This window comes from Nonomuraea sp. NPDC051298, from assembly GCF_055586305.1.
Genome location: NZ_JBVJIM010000002.1, coordinates 374,818 through 390,793, shown reverse-complemented (window position 1 = coordinate 390,793; position 15,976 = coordinate 374,818). Strand labels below are relative to the sequence as shown.

At 68.2% G+C, this 15,976-nt stretch carries 17 protein-coding genes; all 17 read right to left on the bottom strand.

Annotated features, from left to right (window positions below):
- Positions 1 to 2: 2 nt before the first annotated feature.
- The 17 genes from ACZ6S0_RS07060 to ACZ6S0_RS06980 all read right to left on the bottom strand — a co-directional run bounded on the left by ACZ6S0_RS07060 (position 3) and on the right by ACZ6S0_RS06980 (position 15,965).
- On the bottom strand, positions 3 to 2,669 hold the full coding sequence (locus ACZ6S0_RS07060) for a phage tail protein (protein WP_465914276.1): 2,667 nt from the start codon (positions 2,667 to 2,669) through the stop codon (positions 3 to 5).
- A gap of 1,070 nt (positions 2,670 to 3,739) precedes the next feature.
- Positions 3,740 to 4,609 carry a hypothetical protein gene (locus tag ACZ6S0_RS07055; protein WP_465914275.1) on the bottom strand — a complete coding sequence of 290 codons (870 nt, stop codon included), beginning with the start codon at positions 4,607 to 4,609 and terminating at the stop codon, positions 3,740 to 3,742.
- 1 nt (position 4,610) lies between these two features.
- Positions 4,611 to 6,983 carry a phage tail protein gene (locus ACZ6S0_RS07050; RefSeq protein ID WP_465914274.1) on the bottom strand — a complete coding sequence of 791 codons (2,373 nt, stop codon included), beginning with the start codon at positions 6,981 to 6,983 and terminating at the stop codon, positions 4,611 to 4,613.
- Positions 6,984 to 7,089: 106 nt separating this feature from the next.
- A complete protein-coding gene (locus tag ACZ6S0_RS07045; RefSeq protein ID WP_465914273.1) occupies positions 7,090 to 7,227 on the bottom strand; it encodes a hypothetical protein in 138 nt (45 codons plus the stop codon).
- A gap of 35 nt (positions 7,228 to 7,262) precedes the next feature.
- Positions 7,263 to 7,775 carry a DUF7426 family protein gene (locus ACZ6S0_RS07040; RefSeq protein WP_465914272.1) on the bottom strand — a complete coding sequence of 171 codons (513 nt, stop codon included), beginning with the start codon at positions 7,773 to 7,775 and terminating at the stop codon, positions 7,263 to 7,265.
- The gene (locus ACZ6S0_RS07035; protein WP_465914271.1) at positions 7,772 to 8,248 is read right to left on the bottom strand and encodes a phage tail tube protein; all 477 of its coding nucleotides are present in this window, start codon (positions 8,246 to 8,248) and stop codon (positions 7,772 to 7,774) included. Before ACZ6S0_RS07035 ends, ACZ6S0_RS07040 begins: the two co-directional genes overlap by 4 nt.
- 64 nt (positions 8,249 to 8,312) lie before the next feature.
- The gene (locus ACZ6S0_RS07030; RefSeq protein ID WP_465914270.1) at positions 8,313 to 8,759 is read right to left on the bottom strand and encodes a minor capsid protein; all 447 of its coding nucleotides are present in this window, start codon (positions 8,757 to 8,759) and stop codon (positions 8,313 to 8,315) included.
- The gene (locus ACZ6S0_RS07025) at positions 8,756 to 9,109 is read right to left on the bottom strand and encodes a hypothetical protein (RefSeq protein WP_465914269.1); all 354 of its coding nucleotides are present in this window, start codon (positions 9,107 to 9,109) and stop codon (positions 8,756 to 8,758) included. Before ACZ6S0_RS07025 ends, ACZ6S0_RS07030 begins: the two co-directional genes overlap by 4 nt.
- Positions 9,109 to 9,420 carry a hypothetical protein gene (locus tag ACZ6S0_RS07020; protein WP_465914268.1) on the bottom strand — a complete coding sequence of 104 codons (312 nt, stop codon included), beginning with the start codon at positions 9,418 to 9,420 and terminating at the stop codon, positions 9,109 to 9,111. The genes ACZ6S0_RS07025 and ACZ6S0_RS07020 overlap by 1 nt, the downstream gene beginning before the upstream one ends.
- Positions 9,417 to 9,806, bottom strand: coding sequence for a hypothetical protein (locus ACZ6S0_RS07015; protein ID WP_465914267.1), 390 nt, complete (start codon positions 9,804 to 9,806; stop codon positions 9,417 to 9,419). The genes ACZ6S0_RS07020 and ACZ6S0_RS07015 overlap by 4 nt, the downstream gene beginning before the upstream one ends.
- A 2-nt stretch (positions 9,807 to 9,808) precedes the next feature.
- Complete coding sequence (locus ACZ6S0_RS07010; RefSeq protein ID WP_465914266.1) at positions 9,809 to 10,150, bottom strand: hypothetical protein; 342 nt, start codon at positions 10,148 to 10,150, stop codon at positions 9,809 to 9,811.
- On the bottom strand, positions 10,137 to 10,421 hold the full coding sequence (locus tag ACZ6S0_RS07005; RefSeq protein ID WP_465914265.1) for a hypothetical protein: 285 nt from the start codon (positions 10,419 to 10,421) through the stop codon (positions 10,137 to 10,139). Before ACZ6S0_RS07005 ends, ACZ6S0_RS07010 begins: the two co-directional genes overlap by 14 nt.
- Positions 10,418 to 11,356, bottom strand: a complete 939-nt coding sequence (locus tag ACZ6S0_RS07000; RefSeq protein ID WP_465914261.1) for a major capsid protein — start codon at positions 11,354 to 11,356, stop codon at positions 10,418 to 10,420. Before ACZ6S0_RS07000 ends, ACZ6S0_RS07005 begins: the two co-directional genes overlap by 4 nt.
- A gap of 50 nt (positions 11,357 to 11,406) precedes the next feature.
- Positions 11,407 to 12,171, bottom strand: coding sequence for a hypothetical protein (locus ACZ6S0_RS06995; protein WP_465914257.1), 765 nt, complete (start codon positions 12,169 to 12,171; stop codon positions 11,407 to 11,409).
- Between the two features lie 76 nt (positions 12,172 to 12,247).
- Positions 12,248 to 12,418 (bottom strand): Rmf/CrpP fold protein, encoded by a 171-nt coding sequence (locus tag ACZ6S0_RS06990; RefSeq protein WP_465914255.1) that lies wholly within the window; start codon positions 12,416 to 12,418, stop codon positions 12,248 to 12,250.
- Entirely contained in the window at positions 12,415 to 14,391 is a 1,977-nt protein-coding gene (locus tag ACZ6S0_RS06985) for a phage minor capsid protein (protein WP_465914251.1), read from the bottom strand. The genes ACZ6S0_RS06990 and ACZ6S0_RS06985 overlap by 4 nt, the downstream gene beginning before the upstream one ends.
- A complete protein-coding gene (locus ACZ6S0_RS06980) occupies positions 14,391 to 15,965 on the bottom strand; it encodes a phage portal protein (RefSeq protein WP_465914246.1) in 1,575 nt (524 codons plus the stop codon). Before ACZ6S0_RS06980 ends, ACZ6S0_RS06985 begins: the two co-directional genes overlap by 1 nt.
- Positions 15,966 to 15,976 lie beyond the last annotated feature (11 nt).

The window sequence follows — 15,976 nt, the reverse complement described above, 5'->3', positions numbered from 1 at the left end:
CGTCACCTCCAGGCCCAGATGTGGAACGTCCGCGCCGGCGGCGGGGTCCCGGCGGACGGGTCGAAGAAGAACAGGTCGCTGTTGGTGCGGCTGAAGAGTTGCATGGTCGTGGTCTGCTCAGCCGTGAACGTGACCTTCGGCACGCTCGGGAAGGAGAAGCCGAGAGCCACCTGGTAGTAGGTGGCGCCCCTGGACACCGAGACCGACAGCATGATCAAGCCGGAGTCGTTGGCGTACAGCCACGTCCCCCGGTGGAATGTCCCGGACTGGTCGAACACGAGGAGCTGGTCCTGCTGGCTCGGGTGCATCCACCCGATCGACGCTTGCCCCTCGACCGCGGACACCGCGCCGCCGCGCTGCTCACCATTCGACGGATTCAGGATCGCTGCCTGCCAGAACCCAGCCGCATGGGTGAGGCGGCACATCGCGGTGCTCGCCTGGTTGGTGCCCGACTCCATGACCAGCGTCGCCTCCCCGGTGAAGCGGGAGCCGTCGCTGTAGATGCGCGACTGATTGATCCCGCTGCCGGGGATGAACCGGATCTCCGGGGCTGCCGCGCCCGCAGGGTTGACCACGATCCGCGCGCCGGTCACCCCGGACGCGAGTTGACCCACGATGGACACCGCGCCCGTGGCCGCCGAAATGCTGGCGGTCTGCTGGCCGGAGCCGTTGAACGCCACCAGGCCCGAGCTGTTGAGCTCGACCCGTGCCCCGGAGGCGCTGCCCGCGACGACCCGCGTGGACAACGTGAGCACCGTGGCGAGCTTGTCGGCCACCACCGCGCCGGCCGTGATGTGCTCGGCCTCGACCGACCCGGCGGCCAACTTGTCGGCGGTGACCGCGTTCGCGGCCAACGCGCCCGTCGTGATCGACCCGGACGCGGCGTCGCCCTGGACGAGCTGCACCGCGGCGATCGTTGCCGACGCGGACGGGGCCGATTCGTTGCCGGACCTGTCGATGGACGTGAACCGGAACTGCCTGTCTGCGCCGTACGGCAGCCCCGGGACGAGGATCGCCCCAGCCTCACCCAGCACGCCGATTTCCGACCAGCCGGGCGCGAGCGGGTCCTGCATCCACGCGCGGACGTGCAGAAAGTCCGGAGGCATCGGCACCGAGCCGATGCCGAGCCCGTCCCACGTGGCCCGGACCACGCCGAGACGCGCGGAGAGCTGCGGAGCAGTGGGCACCGGCGGCGCTTCGTCGTCGTCGGGGATCGTCACCACCACCGGTTCGGAGAACGCTCCGACCTTGCCGAGGTTCACCGCCCGCACCTTGAAGGCGTACGACTTGCCGATGACGAGCGGCGAGTACGTCGCCGTGGTGTCGCCCGCCTCGGTCGAGGTGATGAGGAACCATGGCGCGCCGGTCTCGTTGATCCGCATGAACAGCTCGTAGCCGCCCACGTTCAACGCGACCCCGCCCACGTCAGCGGTGACCGCGCCCCACGTGGCCGTCACCTGCCCGTGCGGCAGGCCGTGCTCGTCGATGTACGGGAGCGGGTTCACGATCAGCCCGGTCGGGGCCGCCGGCGTGCGCGGCTCGGGCGTTTCCGGAGCCGGTCGCGCGCCGGACCCTCCGTCAGCGGTCGATCCCCCGACGATCCCGGCTGTCCGCCTGGCCAGCCGGATGTCCCGCTCAAGGAATCGGTCATGCAGCACCAGAGACCCGCCGAGCACGCCCGTGGAGCTGCGCGCCAACGTCACCTGCCGGACCCTCAGTGACTCCAGCGTCCCGCCGTCTCCCGGCGCGAGCACCCGGTCACCGGGCCGGTAGTCCTTCAGCGGCAGCCAGCGCGCCCCGTACAAGACGACGCCGCGCGTGCGCTGCACCCGCTCGCCTCCGGCGCGCTCGAGCGCGGACTGCGCGAGGATCGTCGCAGTGCCCTCGTCGGAGACGCCGCCAGCGCCAACGTACTGCTCCCACCGTCCCCACGGCTGCGCCGCAGCAGGGTTGGTGAACGTCTTGATCAGGCCGTTGTCTCCGACGAGCAGCACCGATGACGCCAGGTCCTCCAACGTCCCGTCGTCCGGCGCTTCCGCGATGTCGCGGCCGTACCTCAGATCCACCGGGGCGGCCCCGATCGCCAGGTCGTCGTTCAGGGTGTCGGGGTTGAACACCTGCAGGGTGCGGCCGGACATGCGGAAGTCGCACACGCCCTGCTCGCTGAGGTTCTGCAGCGCCGTCAGCGCGTCCATGCCGGGCTGGTAGTAGAGGTTGATGACCTTGTTCCAGGCGTGGCCTGCGCTGTCCTCTTCCGGGGTGAAGTCCCAGTCCAGGCCCGGTACCCCTTCGCGTCCGGGTGCCTTGGCCTCGGCGATGAACGTCTGCAGGATCTCGCCCGCCGTCGCGCTGAGGAACGCCCGCCTGCCGTCCACCAGCGGCGTCACGCCAGGGTGGAGCACGATCTTGCGGAGCATCCAGACGAAGCCGGGCAGCTCGAACTGGGTAAGCCCCGTCCGGTCGGAGCCGTCACCGCGGCGCTTGATGCGCAGGAACCGCGAGTCCCGCGCCTCCGTCCACACGGTTCCGTCCGTGCTCCACTCGACGGCGATCTCGCACGGTTGGTCGAGCAGGGCTGCGCCGGTCGCCGTGGTGGTATAGCTGAGCTTCAGCGACGGCACGTCGTTGAGCGGCCAGCCAGCCTCGACTGACAGTGGATGTGGGAGCACGCCTAGCCGGTCACCGAATGGGGCAAATGCGACAAGTCGGAGGTCGAACGACACCGGCCCGCCTCCTTGTTGACCCAAGCTTGGAAACATTCCACTAGGCCAAAATGTGTGGCGAATGTGTCGCCCGGACTGCTGACCTGCGGAGGTTACTCAAGCCGCAGTTGTAGAAGCATTCCCTACTGTTTCCTACAGCCACAAAGAATGGCATGCCGAGGTTTGGGGCGCGCTAGACTAACGGCTTGTAGCTCACGCTTCGCTTCGCCACACATTGGCTCGGCCGTGCTGCGGGAGACCCAACTGGATCAGTCCACGTGGGTTGCTCGCGGAGCGGCCGAACGGACCACGGTCGCCTGCAAGGCACATCGGTCCGGATGGAGGGACGAATGCAAGCAGCGGGCTCGGGCGAGCCGGACGATCAGGAGTGGTTGGTGATGATCCAATTACTGATCGCCCTGCTCGACCTCCTCAAGGGGATCGGGCCTAGCTAGTTAATAGCGCTAGCTGGTCCGACAGGCCCCGCTTCTACGGTTTGGCGGCCAGGAGCGGGGTTACCCCAAATCCCTCAACTCGGCCAGGACCGGCCTGTCGCGAGGGCTCACCCAGTCTAGCAACTACACGTTGTCGTTGCAGCAGCCACCTTCCTTGCGGATTCGACGCCCCGCTGTCCGCCCCATGGATTCAATCCAGCCGGGATTTCATTCCATCCATGGATGAAATGAAATGAATTAAATCCCCTGCAATCCAATCCATCCGTGGATTCGATCCGCCCGTGGATTCGATCCGCCCGCGAATCCGAACCGCCCGCGAATCCGAACCGCCCGCGAATCCGAACCGCTCGCGAATCCGAACCATCCGTGGATTCGATCCATCCGTGGATTCGATCCGCCCGTGGGTTCGATCCGCCCGTGGATCCGAACCATCCGTGGATCCGAACCATCCGTGGATCCGAACCATCCGTGGATCCGAACCATCCGTGGATCCGAACCGCCCGCGAATCCGAACTCGTAGATTTGGCACGGCTTCCGTTTTCTCGCCCCGACGCCCCGTTAGGCCGCGCCCGCTGTCGCGACCTACAGGAAGGCGCGGCAGGCTCGGATCTCCATCTTCGATGAGGGGTCCGTGCCCGTGGCGGAAGTAGAAATCAGTACCGCTCGGGAGAACGGATCGCTGACGGCGACGGACGGCGTCAGGTGCAGCCACCTGAACTGTGAGCCGGGGCCTATCGCGTCGATCTCCCCGGTCACGTCGTCTCCGGCGGTCAGCTCCCACGTGTCAGATGTGACGACCGCGGCCTGCATCCGGCCACAGTCGATCAGCAGTCTCTCACCCGCCAGCAGACCACCCGGACGAAGCATCCAGCCGCCCGTGGCGACGTCCCCGATGGACGGCTGCACGGCCGGGCCGGTGAAGCGCAGCAGCGCGTCCGTGATAGGCCCGGTCGAGTTCGCGAGCGTGGTCACCGCCTGGGCGAGCTGGTTGGGCGCGCCTGCCCAGGTGGATACGGATTCGTCCCGCCACAGCGCGCCCGGCACCTCGACCACGGCCGTGATGCGAGCGGTCGCGGCACCGGTGTTGACCTCGGGCTCGGACATCGCCGTGATCGTCACGTCGGCAACGCGGACGAGCGACCCGGCCTGGTACTGCAACTTCATCAGCCGATGCCGCATCCCGAGGAGAGCGCTCAACGCCTCCAAGTTCCTCTCCATCTGCTCATAGCCACCGTCCGCCCCCGACGGGGTAGCCGACGTGACCTTGAACGTCAGGCCGAAGCTCGTGGCCTCCAGGTCGAGGCCGACGACCGGGATGTCACCGTGCCGACCCGGCACGCTGACCTTCACGGCCCGAGCGCCCGGCAAGGGCCTGCGCTGTGTCCCCTTCTTGGTTCGCCAGCAGCCGGCTGGGTGGTCCAGCGGCACGCCGTCGAGCGAGTAGCTTGGCACCTCAGATCACTCCCATCGCGCCGACGTACTGAAGGCTGCGGTTCACCGTCACCGACGTAGGCTCGGCCTGCGGGTAGTGGTTGGTCACGTTGACCACCGTCCGCGACATGGCCCGGCCACCGCCGAGCCCATCCGGGACGGTCACGCCGGGCACCGACAGGTCCGGCATCGCCGTCCGCGCCGCGAGAGCGGAGACCTTCTTCAGCGACGAGACGACGACCCCACGGCTCTTGTCCACGCCGATCGACATGCCCTGCATCATGAAGGCTCCGATCTGGGCGAACACCTTGCTCGGCGACTGAATGCCGAGGGCCGCCTTCGCGCTCTCGACGATGTTGGAGAAGAAGCTGCGGACGTTGTTGTACAGGCCGCTGGCCAGCGACTGGAGCTTGTTCCAGAAGCCGGAAACGACGTCCTGGGCGATGCCCGCCATGGTCGGGCCTATGGACGACATCGCGTTTTTGATCTTGCCTGGCAGTGCGGTGAACCAGCCGATGAGCTTGGTCCCGATCCACGTTCCGATGGCGTTGACCATGTCCGGGATCACACTGTGGCCGACGAGGACGTTGTACATCCACTGGAAGATCTGGACCCCGGCCTCGATGGCGGGTTTGATCTTCGCGACGATCGCGGCGACCTTGACACCAAGATCAACGAAGGCGAGACCCAGCTTGGTCACGATCGGGATGACGGGGACGACCTCGGGCAGGATGTCCCTGATCGCCATGACGAGCAAATCGGTCAAAAGCGGAATAAGCGGACTTACAGCACTGAACAGTTCGATAAAGGCAGGAACTAGCCCATTTAGCAACGAGGGGACCAGTTGCAAGATCGGCGGAAGCAGTGATTGCATAATTGCGCCCAAAATCTGCCCAAAAGCTGCATAAATGGGCTGCATCACAGGGCCGAGTTGGGCAAAAGCGGACGAAATGGACAACAGGGCAGGTTGCAGCGCGCTAGACAAGGCGGCGATCACTGGACCGAGCGCGGCCGAGAGATTACTCAGCGCAATACCGAGGACTTGGCCCAAAATCCCGGCAAGCTGGGCCACTACCGGCAGTAGCGGGGTCACCGCAACCAGTGCAGCCGAGAGACCCTGCCCAAGCATGAGCAACCCCGACTGCAGCTCAGGCGATGCGAACGCCTGTGCGAGCATCTGGGCGACCATGGTCAACCCAGGACCCAGAGCGGCCAGGGCCGGCCCGAGCGCGGACACCGCGGCAGCGAGCCCCGGACCGAGCGCCGTCGCGATGGCGCCGACGTGCGGCGCGACCTGCGCGAGCGCGCCGCCGAGCGCTCGGAAGATCGGCATCAAGGCGCTTCCGACCTGCGACAAAGCACTGAAGATCGCAACGAGCGCCTGCTGGCCTTGCGCGCTGGCCAGGAACGCGTTGAGCTGATCGAGGAGCTGGCCGACCACGCCCAGCGCCCCGGACCCGCCGGAGGACAGCGCCGAGAAGATCGACTTGACGATGCCGATCACATCGCCGCCGACCTGGCTGAGCTGCTTGAACACGTCCACGGCGCCCTGCATCCAGCTAAGTGCGGTACCGCTTTTAGCAGCGTTCGATAGAAACTCCCCGAATTTCTGAGCCGCTGAAGCGATGCCGGGAGCCAGCCCGGAGGAGAAGGACGCGCCCACAACCGCGATGTCGCGGAAACCGGCCAGAACAGGCTGGATGGCGGGCTGCAGCGCGGCAACCGTCGATCGCAGTGAGCTGAAGATGCTCGTGATCGCTGACACCGTCGCCGAGGAGGAGGCGAACCGCGCCGCCTCCGCACCCGCGAGACCGAACTCCCTGGCTACCCCCTGCATGCCGGACCGGAGCGGCCCAACCACGACGTCCGCCACGGCCCGGATCTGCCCGGCCAGCGGCTGAAAGAAGGCGTCCTGCACGGCGCTCTTGAGTCCGTCGATCGCGGGCTTGACCGAGTGCAGCTCGCGCGCGGCGGCCTGCGCCGCAGGTGAGAGCCCCTGCAGGCTCTCCTCGAACTTCTTCGGGTCATCGCCCAGGGCCGCGGAGAAGGCGTCTCCCACGCCAGCCAGGGCGATCTTGAGCGTGGCCAGCGCCGCCTGCCCGAGAGCGATCACGCCCGGCAGAGCAGCGACGATGCCCCCCGCCGGGGCCAGGGCCGCGACCAGACCGACCGCACCCTGCGCGGCCGCAGCCATCGAGGCCGCCATGGAGGACACCTGGAGCGCCGTAGCGGTGAACTTGGCACCCATCGAGCCGGCCGACTTGCCGAGCTTGCCCACGTCGATGTCGAGCTTCTTCGCGGCGTCGCGCATGAAGGTCATGAAGCGGCGCACGGTGTTCGTGCCCCGGTCCTTCACGTCGATGGTCGCGAAGAGTTCGCCCACGTTCAGCGCCACCGGGTCTCACCTCCTGGGGTCTCGGATGGGGTGAAGCCAGCGGCCGGTAGGCCGGGGGGAACGCCTGCCGTATCTCGCGGCGAACTGAACGCGTCGAGGACGCGTCTCACCGCTGCCCCTCGCCCGGGTCCAGCGCGCGGGCCAGCCGCGAGTCACACGTCAGCAGACCGTGCAACCGCGTCCGCAGCCACCGCCACGACCGGGCGCGCAGCACGCTGGGCTCGCCGAGGTCGATGCCGTACACCTCGTGCAGGTCAGGCTCGACGAGCGCCCAGCGAGTCAGGATGTCGTGCCACGTGACGGTGCGGCCTTGCGAGATCGAGAGGCCGTCGTCCGGGTCGTAGTAGTCGCGGAGCCCCGAGAGCGGGTCGAGGTCGCCGCCGCTGCCCGGCGCGTCGCCCGGTTCGGGGCCGGGGCTTCCCCCGCGCCGCCCGAGGCCCAGATCTTCGCGGCCGCTTCCTTACCGGCCGCGACCCACACCAGCGCGGTCGCGCCGACGTGCTGAACCTTCGGCCACGACACACCGTCCGCGCGCAGCTCGTCCCACACAGGACCGAGGATGCGCTGGTACAGGTCGCGCTCCTCGTCATCGTTGAGCACGACCTCGGCCAGCTCGTTGAGCTTGGGGTCGTCCACCGTCTCGCCCTGCTCGGCGGCCAGGCTGGCGTGCATGAGCCGCTGGCACAGCAGGCCGACCTCGGCGTCGGGGGCGGGAATGACGTACGTCTTCCCACCCACGGGCAGCCGGAGGCTGTCGTCGAAGAACTCGTCGAGGTCCTGGAACTGGGTCACGGGGCGGCCACCGGGTTCTCGATCTCGACCGGGGCGCCCTGGCCGAGCAGCGTGAAGTTGAACGGCTCCAGGTCGGTGACGGAGCCGCCCTTGGTGAACTCGGAGACGGTGCAAACGCCCTCGTAGGCGTCGTTCGCGCCGTCCCGCCGGTACCACCTGACCTTGATGTTCGCCTCGAAGCCGACCTTGCGGGCCGCCTTGCGGATGGCTTCCTGGCCCGGGTCGGCGGTGAACACCGCGGCGTCGGTCCGCTTGCGGCGGCCCTCGGCCTCGATCTGCCAGGTCCGGCCGGTCACGACCGAGCTGCCCCAGCCCTCCTCATCGTCGAAGTCCGAATCCTCCTCGGTGTTGTCGTCGGTCGTCTCCTGGAAACTGGTGAGGCCCCGCACGGGCAGCCAGGTCAGGTTCTCAGGGTCGGAACCCGTCGCGACGTCGAGCTTCCAGTCCTTAGCGAGCAGGCTTCGCAGCGCCATGATCACTCCTATAAATGGGCACGTCAAAGCGCTGATTGCGGTACCGCAATCAGCAGAGGTGAGGTCACGAGTCGCGGTGCGGCGACGGCCGGTGAACCATCAAGTCGAACGAGTCGGCTCGCTCCCAACGGCCGCTGGAGTCGCGGCCGAGCGGAGCGATCAGCGTGCGGCGCGCGAGCAGCACAAGCACGCCGGTCGAGAGCGCGTGATTGGCCAGACCGTGAATCGCGTCGAACACGCCGTCCGCCAGGTCGTCGACAACCCGAGGGTCCGTCTTGGCCCGGAACCGGGCCTGCATCTGCACGCTGGAGTCCGGCTGCTCAACGTCGTCGCCAGCCTGGCCCACGCCGTACACGGCGAGCGCAATCGCGGTATCCGGCTTGGCCGGAAGACCACCGATCGTCAGCGCAGTCTGGGCGTCGGTGTAGATGCCGTTCGGGCTCCACGTCGCCACGCCGGCCTCGCTCAGCAGGACCGCGAACCCTGTCAGCAGATCGCGCGTCCAGGTCACTTGAACACCTGCTGGAGCTGCCGGGCAATGAGCAGCTTGACCGTCTCGGCTTCCTCACGCAGCGCCAACTCCAAGAACTTCGCCGTTCGCCCCGGCTTGTGCTGGTAGTCCAAGTTCTCGTGCTGGATGCGGGCGTACGGAGTGTCGTACGAGATGACGCCGACCAGGTCTTCCCGATCAACCACCGTCGAGCCCGACCGCTCCAGGTCGCCCACGTCGTGCGGCACCTGCTGGTTGGACACCGACAGCACGTGCTCGGTCCCGAGGCGCAGGCCGCGAGCCGCCGCCCGCCGCATCTCAGCGGCGATCTCCTCGCCACTGATCTTCGCGTTGAACTTGGCGTTGGCCATCAGCGGCACACCACCTCAACATGATCAGGCGTCGGCAGACCGCCGCCATCGCGGGAGAAGGACGTGATGACGGTGGTCGCCCGTCCGTTGACGGTGACCCTGCTCCCCTCCGGGCAGGTCGTGCCCGGAGGGAAAAACACGGTCGTATCGCTGACGACCTCGGCGCCCTGGGCGTCACGCACCAGGCGCCGCTCGTCGTCCACGAGACAGCGGGACTCGAACGGCTCCCCGAACACAGGGCCGTACGCCCCGTCCCCCTGGAACGGCTCGATGATCGCCTTGTGACGCAGCAGCCACTCGGGCAGCATCACCACACGCTCCCGTCGAGGATGTAGCCGGGCAGCAGCCCCGCCCGCTGCAAGATCGACGAGGCATCCGGGGAGTACCGCGGGGGCGGCGCGGCGCCGGAGCCGCCCCGGTCCAGCCGGACCGAACCGATCGACACCGACTTGAACGCAGCCGCCACGCCGAACTCGTCGCCCACGGCGACCGTCCACGCGACCTGCGCGCACGTCGCCCGCTTCATCGCCTCGGCGTCCTCCGGCCGCGTCGGCAGGCCCGCGTCGTCGGTCGGGTAGACCGAGGCGAACAGCATCTCGTCGATCCGCTCGCCCGCGCGCTCCAGCCGCCGGTCGATGTCGTCGGGCGCGGCCTTGCCGCTGTATGCCGTGTAGTCGGCAGCAGTTGCGTACGCCATGGCTACACCGGCTGTTCGAGCACGCCGACCGTGAGCCCGGCCGGGGCCGCGTAGTCGATGTAGACCTTGCCGTTCTCCTGCCGGTACACCGCACTGAACGGCGGCAGCAGCACGCTGTCGTTGGCCGGGATGGCGACCGGCAGGTCCTCCACCTCCTGGCCCTCGACCGTCGCGGGGATCTGCACGGTCGCCGTCGCGGGCGCGCCGTTGCCGTTCTTGAGCAGCAGCATGCGCCGGTCGGTGTGGTCGAAGGCATTGCCGTCCACATGGGCCGCGACCAGGCCGACGCCGAGCGCAACGCCGGCACGCGGCATGGACCGGACGGCCAAATCAGTCCTCGCCATCTGGGTCCTCCCCGAATTCCTCGATCAGCGCCGCCTTCGACAGCGCCTTGGCGTCGCTCTCGGACATGCCGCGAGAGACCGCGTACTCGACCCACACGGCCTTGTTGTCGTGCTCGGACGGGCGGTCCGGCCCGGCCGAAGCCGGGCCGGACGCGTCGGCGGGCTCGGGTCCGCCGACGATCCGCCAGTTGTCCAACATGTCCAGGCAGGGGTCCCGCTGGTCGAGCGGGACCACCTGCCCGGTGTTGGAATTGCGGTAGACGTAGGTCACGCCACGACTCCGTGGATCAGCACGGCCCTGTTGGCGTCGAGGGTCTTGACGCCGTAGAGGCAGTCCACCGACACGATGTCCTGCTTTTTGGAGATGTCGTAATCCATCACCACTCTGACCCCAAACCCCTTGTAGCTCTCCACAGCGGCGTTTGCCGCGCCCTGCGGAAGCACCAAGGGACGGGTCACCAAAGCGAACGCGGTCCGATGAAAAGCCACTCCGATCTCGGTGTTCGGCTGTCCAGTGGACGGCGTGCCAGTCGGCGCGTCGATGTTCTGAGTCTGGTAGGCATCGTGTCCGAAAACCCGCCTGCCCAGCGAAGCCTCACGGAGACCGTCCGTGTCGCCCCTGACGTCGGCCGCATGGAACAGCGGGTCCGACAGCCAGAGCGCCTCAATCTCCGGGCCGATCACCAGGTGGCGGTCCGCCGCCGGAACGGAGCGCTGGTTGAGCACGCGCCTGGCGTCGATCGCCGTCTTCGGGTCGTCGTACGGGTGGATCACCTCGCCGGTAAGGCCCGTAGGCGTCGTCCCCGGAACGCCCACCCGCTGCACGATGTCGTTCCGCAGGCTCAGGATGTCCCGGTCGACCTTCTGGCTGATCGCCTCCATCGCCGGGTTGAGGAGCTGCGTGCCGAAGTCCTCGATTTCCAAGGTCAACTCCTCAGCGGTCACGCTGAAGGAGACGTCGGCGAAGTGATTCAGCGTGATCGGCACGCTGCCCTCGGACGCGTTCTGGATCTGGATGCCCGTCGCCCTGTCGAACTCGTTCGCCTGGAAGACGGCGGGCTTCCTCACGGAGATCGTGTCGCCGACACGCGATACGAACTCCTGCTCATAGTCACGGTGGACAAGCTGGGCCATGACACAGGTCTCGTAGAGCGTGGCCAGCGCCGCCTTGGCGATGATGCTCGGGGTCAGAAAAGTGTTAGCCATTCGGGCCTTTCACCTCTTCAGGAAGCTGATTGCGATCCCGCAATCAGCGATTAGGACGAGGCGCGCTTCTTACGCCTGGCGCGGAACTCGTCGATGGAGGGCTCGGAACTCGGCGCTCGCTCACCAGGCCCGCCGGTGAACTCACCCCCCGAGCGTGCAGGCGGCCCCGCCTGGGTGGCCGACTTGAACTTCGGGTTGTTCTCCACCGCCGTCTGGATGGTCTCGGCCAGGCCGGTGGAGAAATCATCGGCGTCCGGATCCATGTCCCGGACCGCCTTCAGGAATGACCTGGAGTCGAGCAGGGCGTCCGGGTCCGCGCCGACCTTCTGGCTGGCGCGATGAACTGCAAGCTCGATCAGGGCGCGGCGGTGCCGCTCGCGCTCCTGGTCGCGCTCCGTCGCCGTGGTGTCCCGCTCGGCCGTCAGCGTCTCGATCACCTTCTGCGGGTCGATCGGCTTCTCCTCCTCAGCCGCCAGGCCCAGGGCCTTGGCGATCTGCTGGGCGAAGTCCGTCTTGACCTGCTGGGTGATCTCCTCCTGCGACGGCCCCTGCTGGGCGGTCGCCTCGTCGGCCGTCTTCTGCGCGTCCTTCAGCTTGGACCGCCAGTCGGCCGCCTCCGAGCGGGTGTCCTTGATGAGCTTCTGCGCCCACGGCGGGAGTTGGTCCACGCGCTTGGCGTCGGGGTTGACCGTCGTATCGTCGGCCGCCGACTGCTCGGGCGGCGTGACCTCGGCCCCAGCCGGAGGGTTCTGCTCCTCCTGCTGCGGCTGGCCTTCGCCGCTTCCATCGGTGGTCGGCTCAGTGTTTTCAGGCATGACGAGATCGCCCTCCTGGAGCGTGTCGTCGGAACATGGGAAAGGCCCGCGCCTGGCGGACCCACAAAGAGCGCGTCTATGCGCCCGAGCTGTGCCGCACGTACATGCGCATCCACAGCAGCCGCAGCGCACGCTCCCGGTCATCGCCCCGCGCCGAGTACGGGCAGGCGGTCACCGGGATGCCGCGTTCGCCGGCCAGGCGGCCGAATGTGACGGCCGCTCTGCGGTCGGTCTCGGAGATGGTCATACGCCGAACTCCCTCCCAGCACCGCCCGCGCGGATCTGCTCGGCCGCCCGCCGGTCAGACTCACGTCCGAGCCACTGCGCGCGGAACTCCGTGAGCGTCAGCCGCCCGTTGTCCTGCCAGAACCGCAGCAGTTCCTCCGAGGCGTACTTGCGGGCACGCGCGGCCGGTCCGGAGAACAGCGACCGGTCGTTGATCCGAGCCGCCCGGCCCCCTGCGTTCAGCAAGACCCCGTTCGTCACCTGCTCGGCCCGCTCATGCATCTGGTCGAGCCATTCGGCGTACAGGCGGCGTACCGTCTGGTCGATGTCCTCGCCCGGTCGGCGGTCCGCCTCCAGCAGGACCCGCCGCTCCTGGCGGTCCAGCTCTGCCGGGTCCAGCCCGTGAACCTCGGCGTACGCCTCCATGTAGGAGTAGCGGCCCGAGGCGATCAGGTCCGAGAGCGCCCGATCGGCGTCGGTCTCCTCCTCTCGCCAGTTCCACGACCAGTTCTCGCGCTCGCGGGTCTGGCGCTCGATGCGGTCCAGCTCGTCGAGCACGCGGGCCATGCCCTGCTCGTCGTCGCGGTACCGCTCCATCAGCGCTGTCACGTGGTCGTCGGTCAGGTCTCCCAGGTCGTTGACCTCCGACAGCGCGGCGATCGGGTCGTCCTGTGCGGCTGGGCCGGCTGCTCTCCGGGCCGTCTCGTCGGCCTCGTCGCGGCGGCTCGTCTCCTGCTCAAGCCGGGCCAACGTCTGCTCGTCGTGGCCGAACTTGCTGGCCAGGTCGGCGAGTTGCTTGTCGGTGAGCTTGTCCAGGTCCGTGGGCGGCGCGTCGGCCTTCTCCCGGTCGGTCTTGCGCCGCAGCCCTGTTGCCTTCGTCAGGTCCTTGAGCTGCTGCTGGTAGTCGGCCGTCTTCGCGTCCGCTTTCGCGCGGGCGTCGTCGTCGAGCGCGACCGCCGCGCGCCGCTTGTTCTCCCGGACCTTCCGCTCCAGGTAGCGCTGCTGCTGCGACTCCTTGTAGCTGGTCTTCGACTGCACGACGGGTGCTGGCCTCGATACTCCGGGGAGGTAGGCGTTCAGGCTGTGCCCGCAGTTCGGGTGCAGCAGACCCGCCAGCCGCGCCTCCGCGACCGTCCCCGCAACCTGCATGAACACCTGCACTCCGGTCGCCGGGTTTTCCTCCACGCGCGTCCCGGCCGCCCCGGTCAGGGCCAGCACTTCGCCCTCCCAGCGGGCGCACCGGTCGCACGTGTACGGCAGCCGCGACACGCTGACCAGGTTGATCCCGGCGTCGCGGAGCGTGGACAGATGACCGTCCACCGCTGCTCGCGCGGTCGCCGTCCGCATGGCCATCTCGACGTAGCTGGCCATGTTCCACGTGCGGGGCGGGTTGGCCGAGTCGGTGAACCCGGTGATGCCCTGCGCGGTGAGCCGGTCGAGCGCCCGCTGCGCAGCCTCCCGCCGAGTCTCCGCGCCAATCAGTGCCCGGCTGGCCGTCTCGGCGACGACGTTGCGGAAGATGTCGTCTACCGCCCGCAGTGCTCCCTCATGCACTGACGTAACTATGCGAACGGTCTGCACGGCCAACTCGGCAACGCCCTGCCCCGCGTTGATGCCCCGGCTCGCGCCAAGGTTCTTCGCGTCCTGCAGCACCCGCTCCAGCCGCTTGCGGACCTTCCGGTCGTGGACCTGCAGCACGGCTCCGCGCACTGCGGCGTCCATACCTTCGGCCCACGTGTCGAGCACCGCCGCCTGTGCGGCCGCCGTCGACGCGGCCTGCAGCCGGCGGACGATGGACTCGGCTTCCTTGCGGAGCTGGGCCACCTCGGCGAGCCGCTTGTCCGCCCAGTCGTCGCCGTCGTCGTTGTCGAGGTCCTTGCCGACCCGCGCGGCGATGCGCTCCAGCAGCGCCGTCTCCGCGTCGGCGTACACGGCGGCGACCTTCCGCGCCTGCTCCAGGCCCTCCTCGATCGCGGTGGCTGGAGTGATGGCCATCAGTCCTCGCCGGTCGCGTCAGGAATCCACGTCTCGCCCAGCATCGCCGGGTCGGGGACGTTCAGCCCCAGCTCGTCGCGCAGCCTCTCCATCTCAGCCCGAACCTGCACATCGTCCCAGTCGGGATGCACCCAACGGATCTTCGTATCCAGGCTGACAGCTTGCGCCCTGTTCAGCATGTCCAGGGTGCGGCCCATCGACTCCGGATCCGGCATGACGCCGTCCGGCCACTCCACGGTCGCCCGCTCGGCCACAACCTTCGTCCCGAACACCGCGTGATCGACGGCCAGCATCGCCTCCGACAGCCAGGCCAAACGCGGCGTCCAGTAACCGATCTTCCGACCGCGCGTCGAGTACGACCGGTGCTTCTGCATGTGGATCTCAGTCGCCGTCCGGGCCTGCCCGTCCCCACCCTCACCGAAGCTCTGCACGGAGTATCCAGCGCCACGAACGATCTGCTCCACCAGGTGCTTCGACGTATCTGAATGCTCCTGCACGCGGATCTTGAACTGGCTGAGCGTGATCATGCCGCCGGGATTCTGCGGCGACGGCAGCATGCCGCCCAGCGGGGCATAGATCTCCCGGTCCGGGTCCCACGACGCGGCCTGCCCGCGCCCGGCCGTCGTCAGGTAGATCTCCGGGACGATGATCCGCGCCTTGCCGAGCCGCAGATCTCGCATCCAGCTCGTCCACGTCTCGTCCAGCGCATCCATGAGCGGTTCGACGCCTGCATAGTCCGAGCGGCCGATCGCCGTGCCTCGGATCGAGCGGTGCGGCCTCATGTTCGGGATGTACTCGACCAGCAGGCCACGCTCGAACCCGCTGTCGAACCCGCCATCCTCGTCCACCAGCTCGGCGAACTCGGCGGTCGCTGGGTGATCCTCCAGCGGCATCTGTCGGCCCAGGTGGTCCTCATCGCCCAGGTACAAGCCGTGGAAGACCCGACCCTGTTCGTGCTTCTCCAGGTGCCGCCACACCTCACCCGACCGGTCGTCCTCGTACACGACCCGCCAGAACGTCACTGCCTTGAGCCGGCCGTTGTGGAACTCGGGCACGGCGGCGTCCGGCGGCAGCGCGTCCACGACCGGATGGTCAGCCATCGTCGTGTCCCAGCCCACCCGCAGGTAGACGCCCCCGTACGCGGCGGCCAGTTCGGCGGCCTCCAGCAGGCTGCCGTACACGCCGGCCTCGTGCAGCACGCTGTCGAGCCGCTGCTGCCCCTTCTTGCCCTTCAGCTTCAGTGTCGGAGGCTCGCTGAACAGCAGGTCGGCGCTGGTCGCGGCGATGTCGGCGGCGAGCGGGATGTGCAGCTTCGTCGCCCGCGACTGCGCCGCCGGTGTGGGCGTCCCCCAGAAGTAGCGGACCGCCCGCCCGAGGTAGCCGCCCATGCGGCTGATCGGCCGGTCCCAGCCCTTCGGGTCCATTCCCACCATCGGCGCGGCCCGGTTGCCGCCGTACACCTGCGCCAGCTTGTCCGGGTCGCCGCCGTACCAGGCGCCGTGAGTGTCGTAGAGCCGCATCTCCTGTCGGATCGCTGGCGGCGGCCACTCCTGATTACGCTCGGGAAGCGGCATCGGCCACCCTC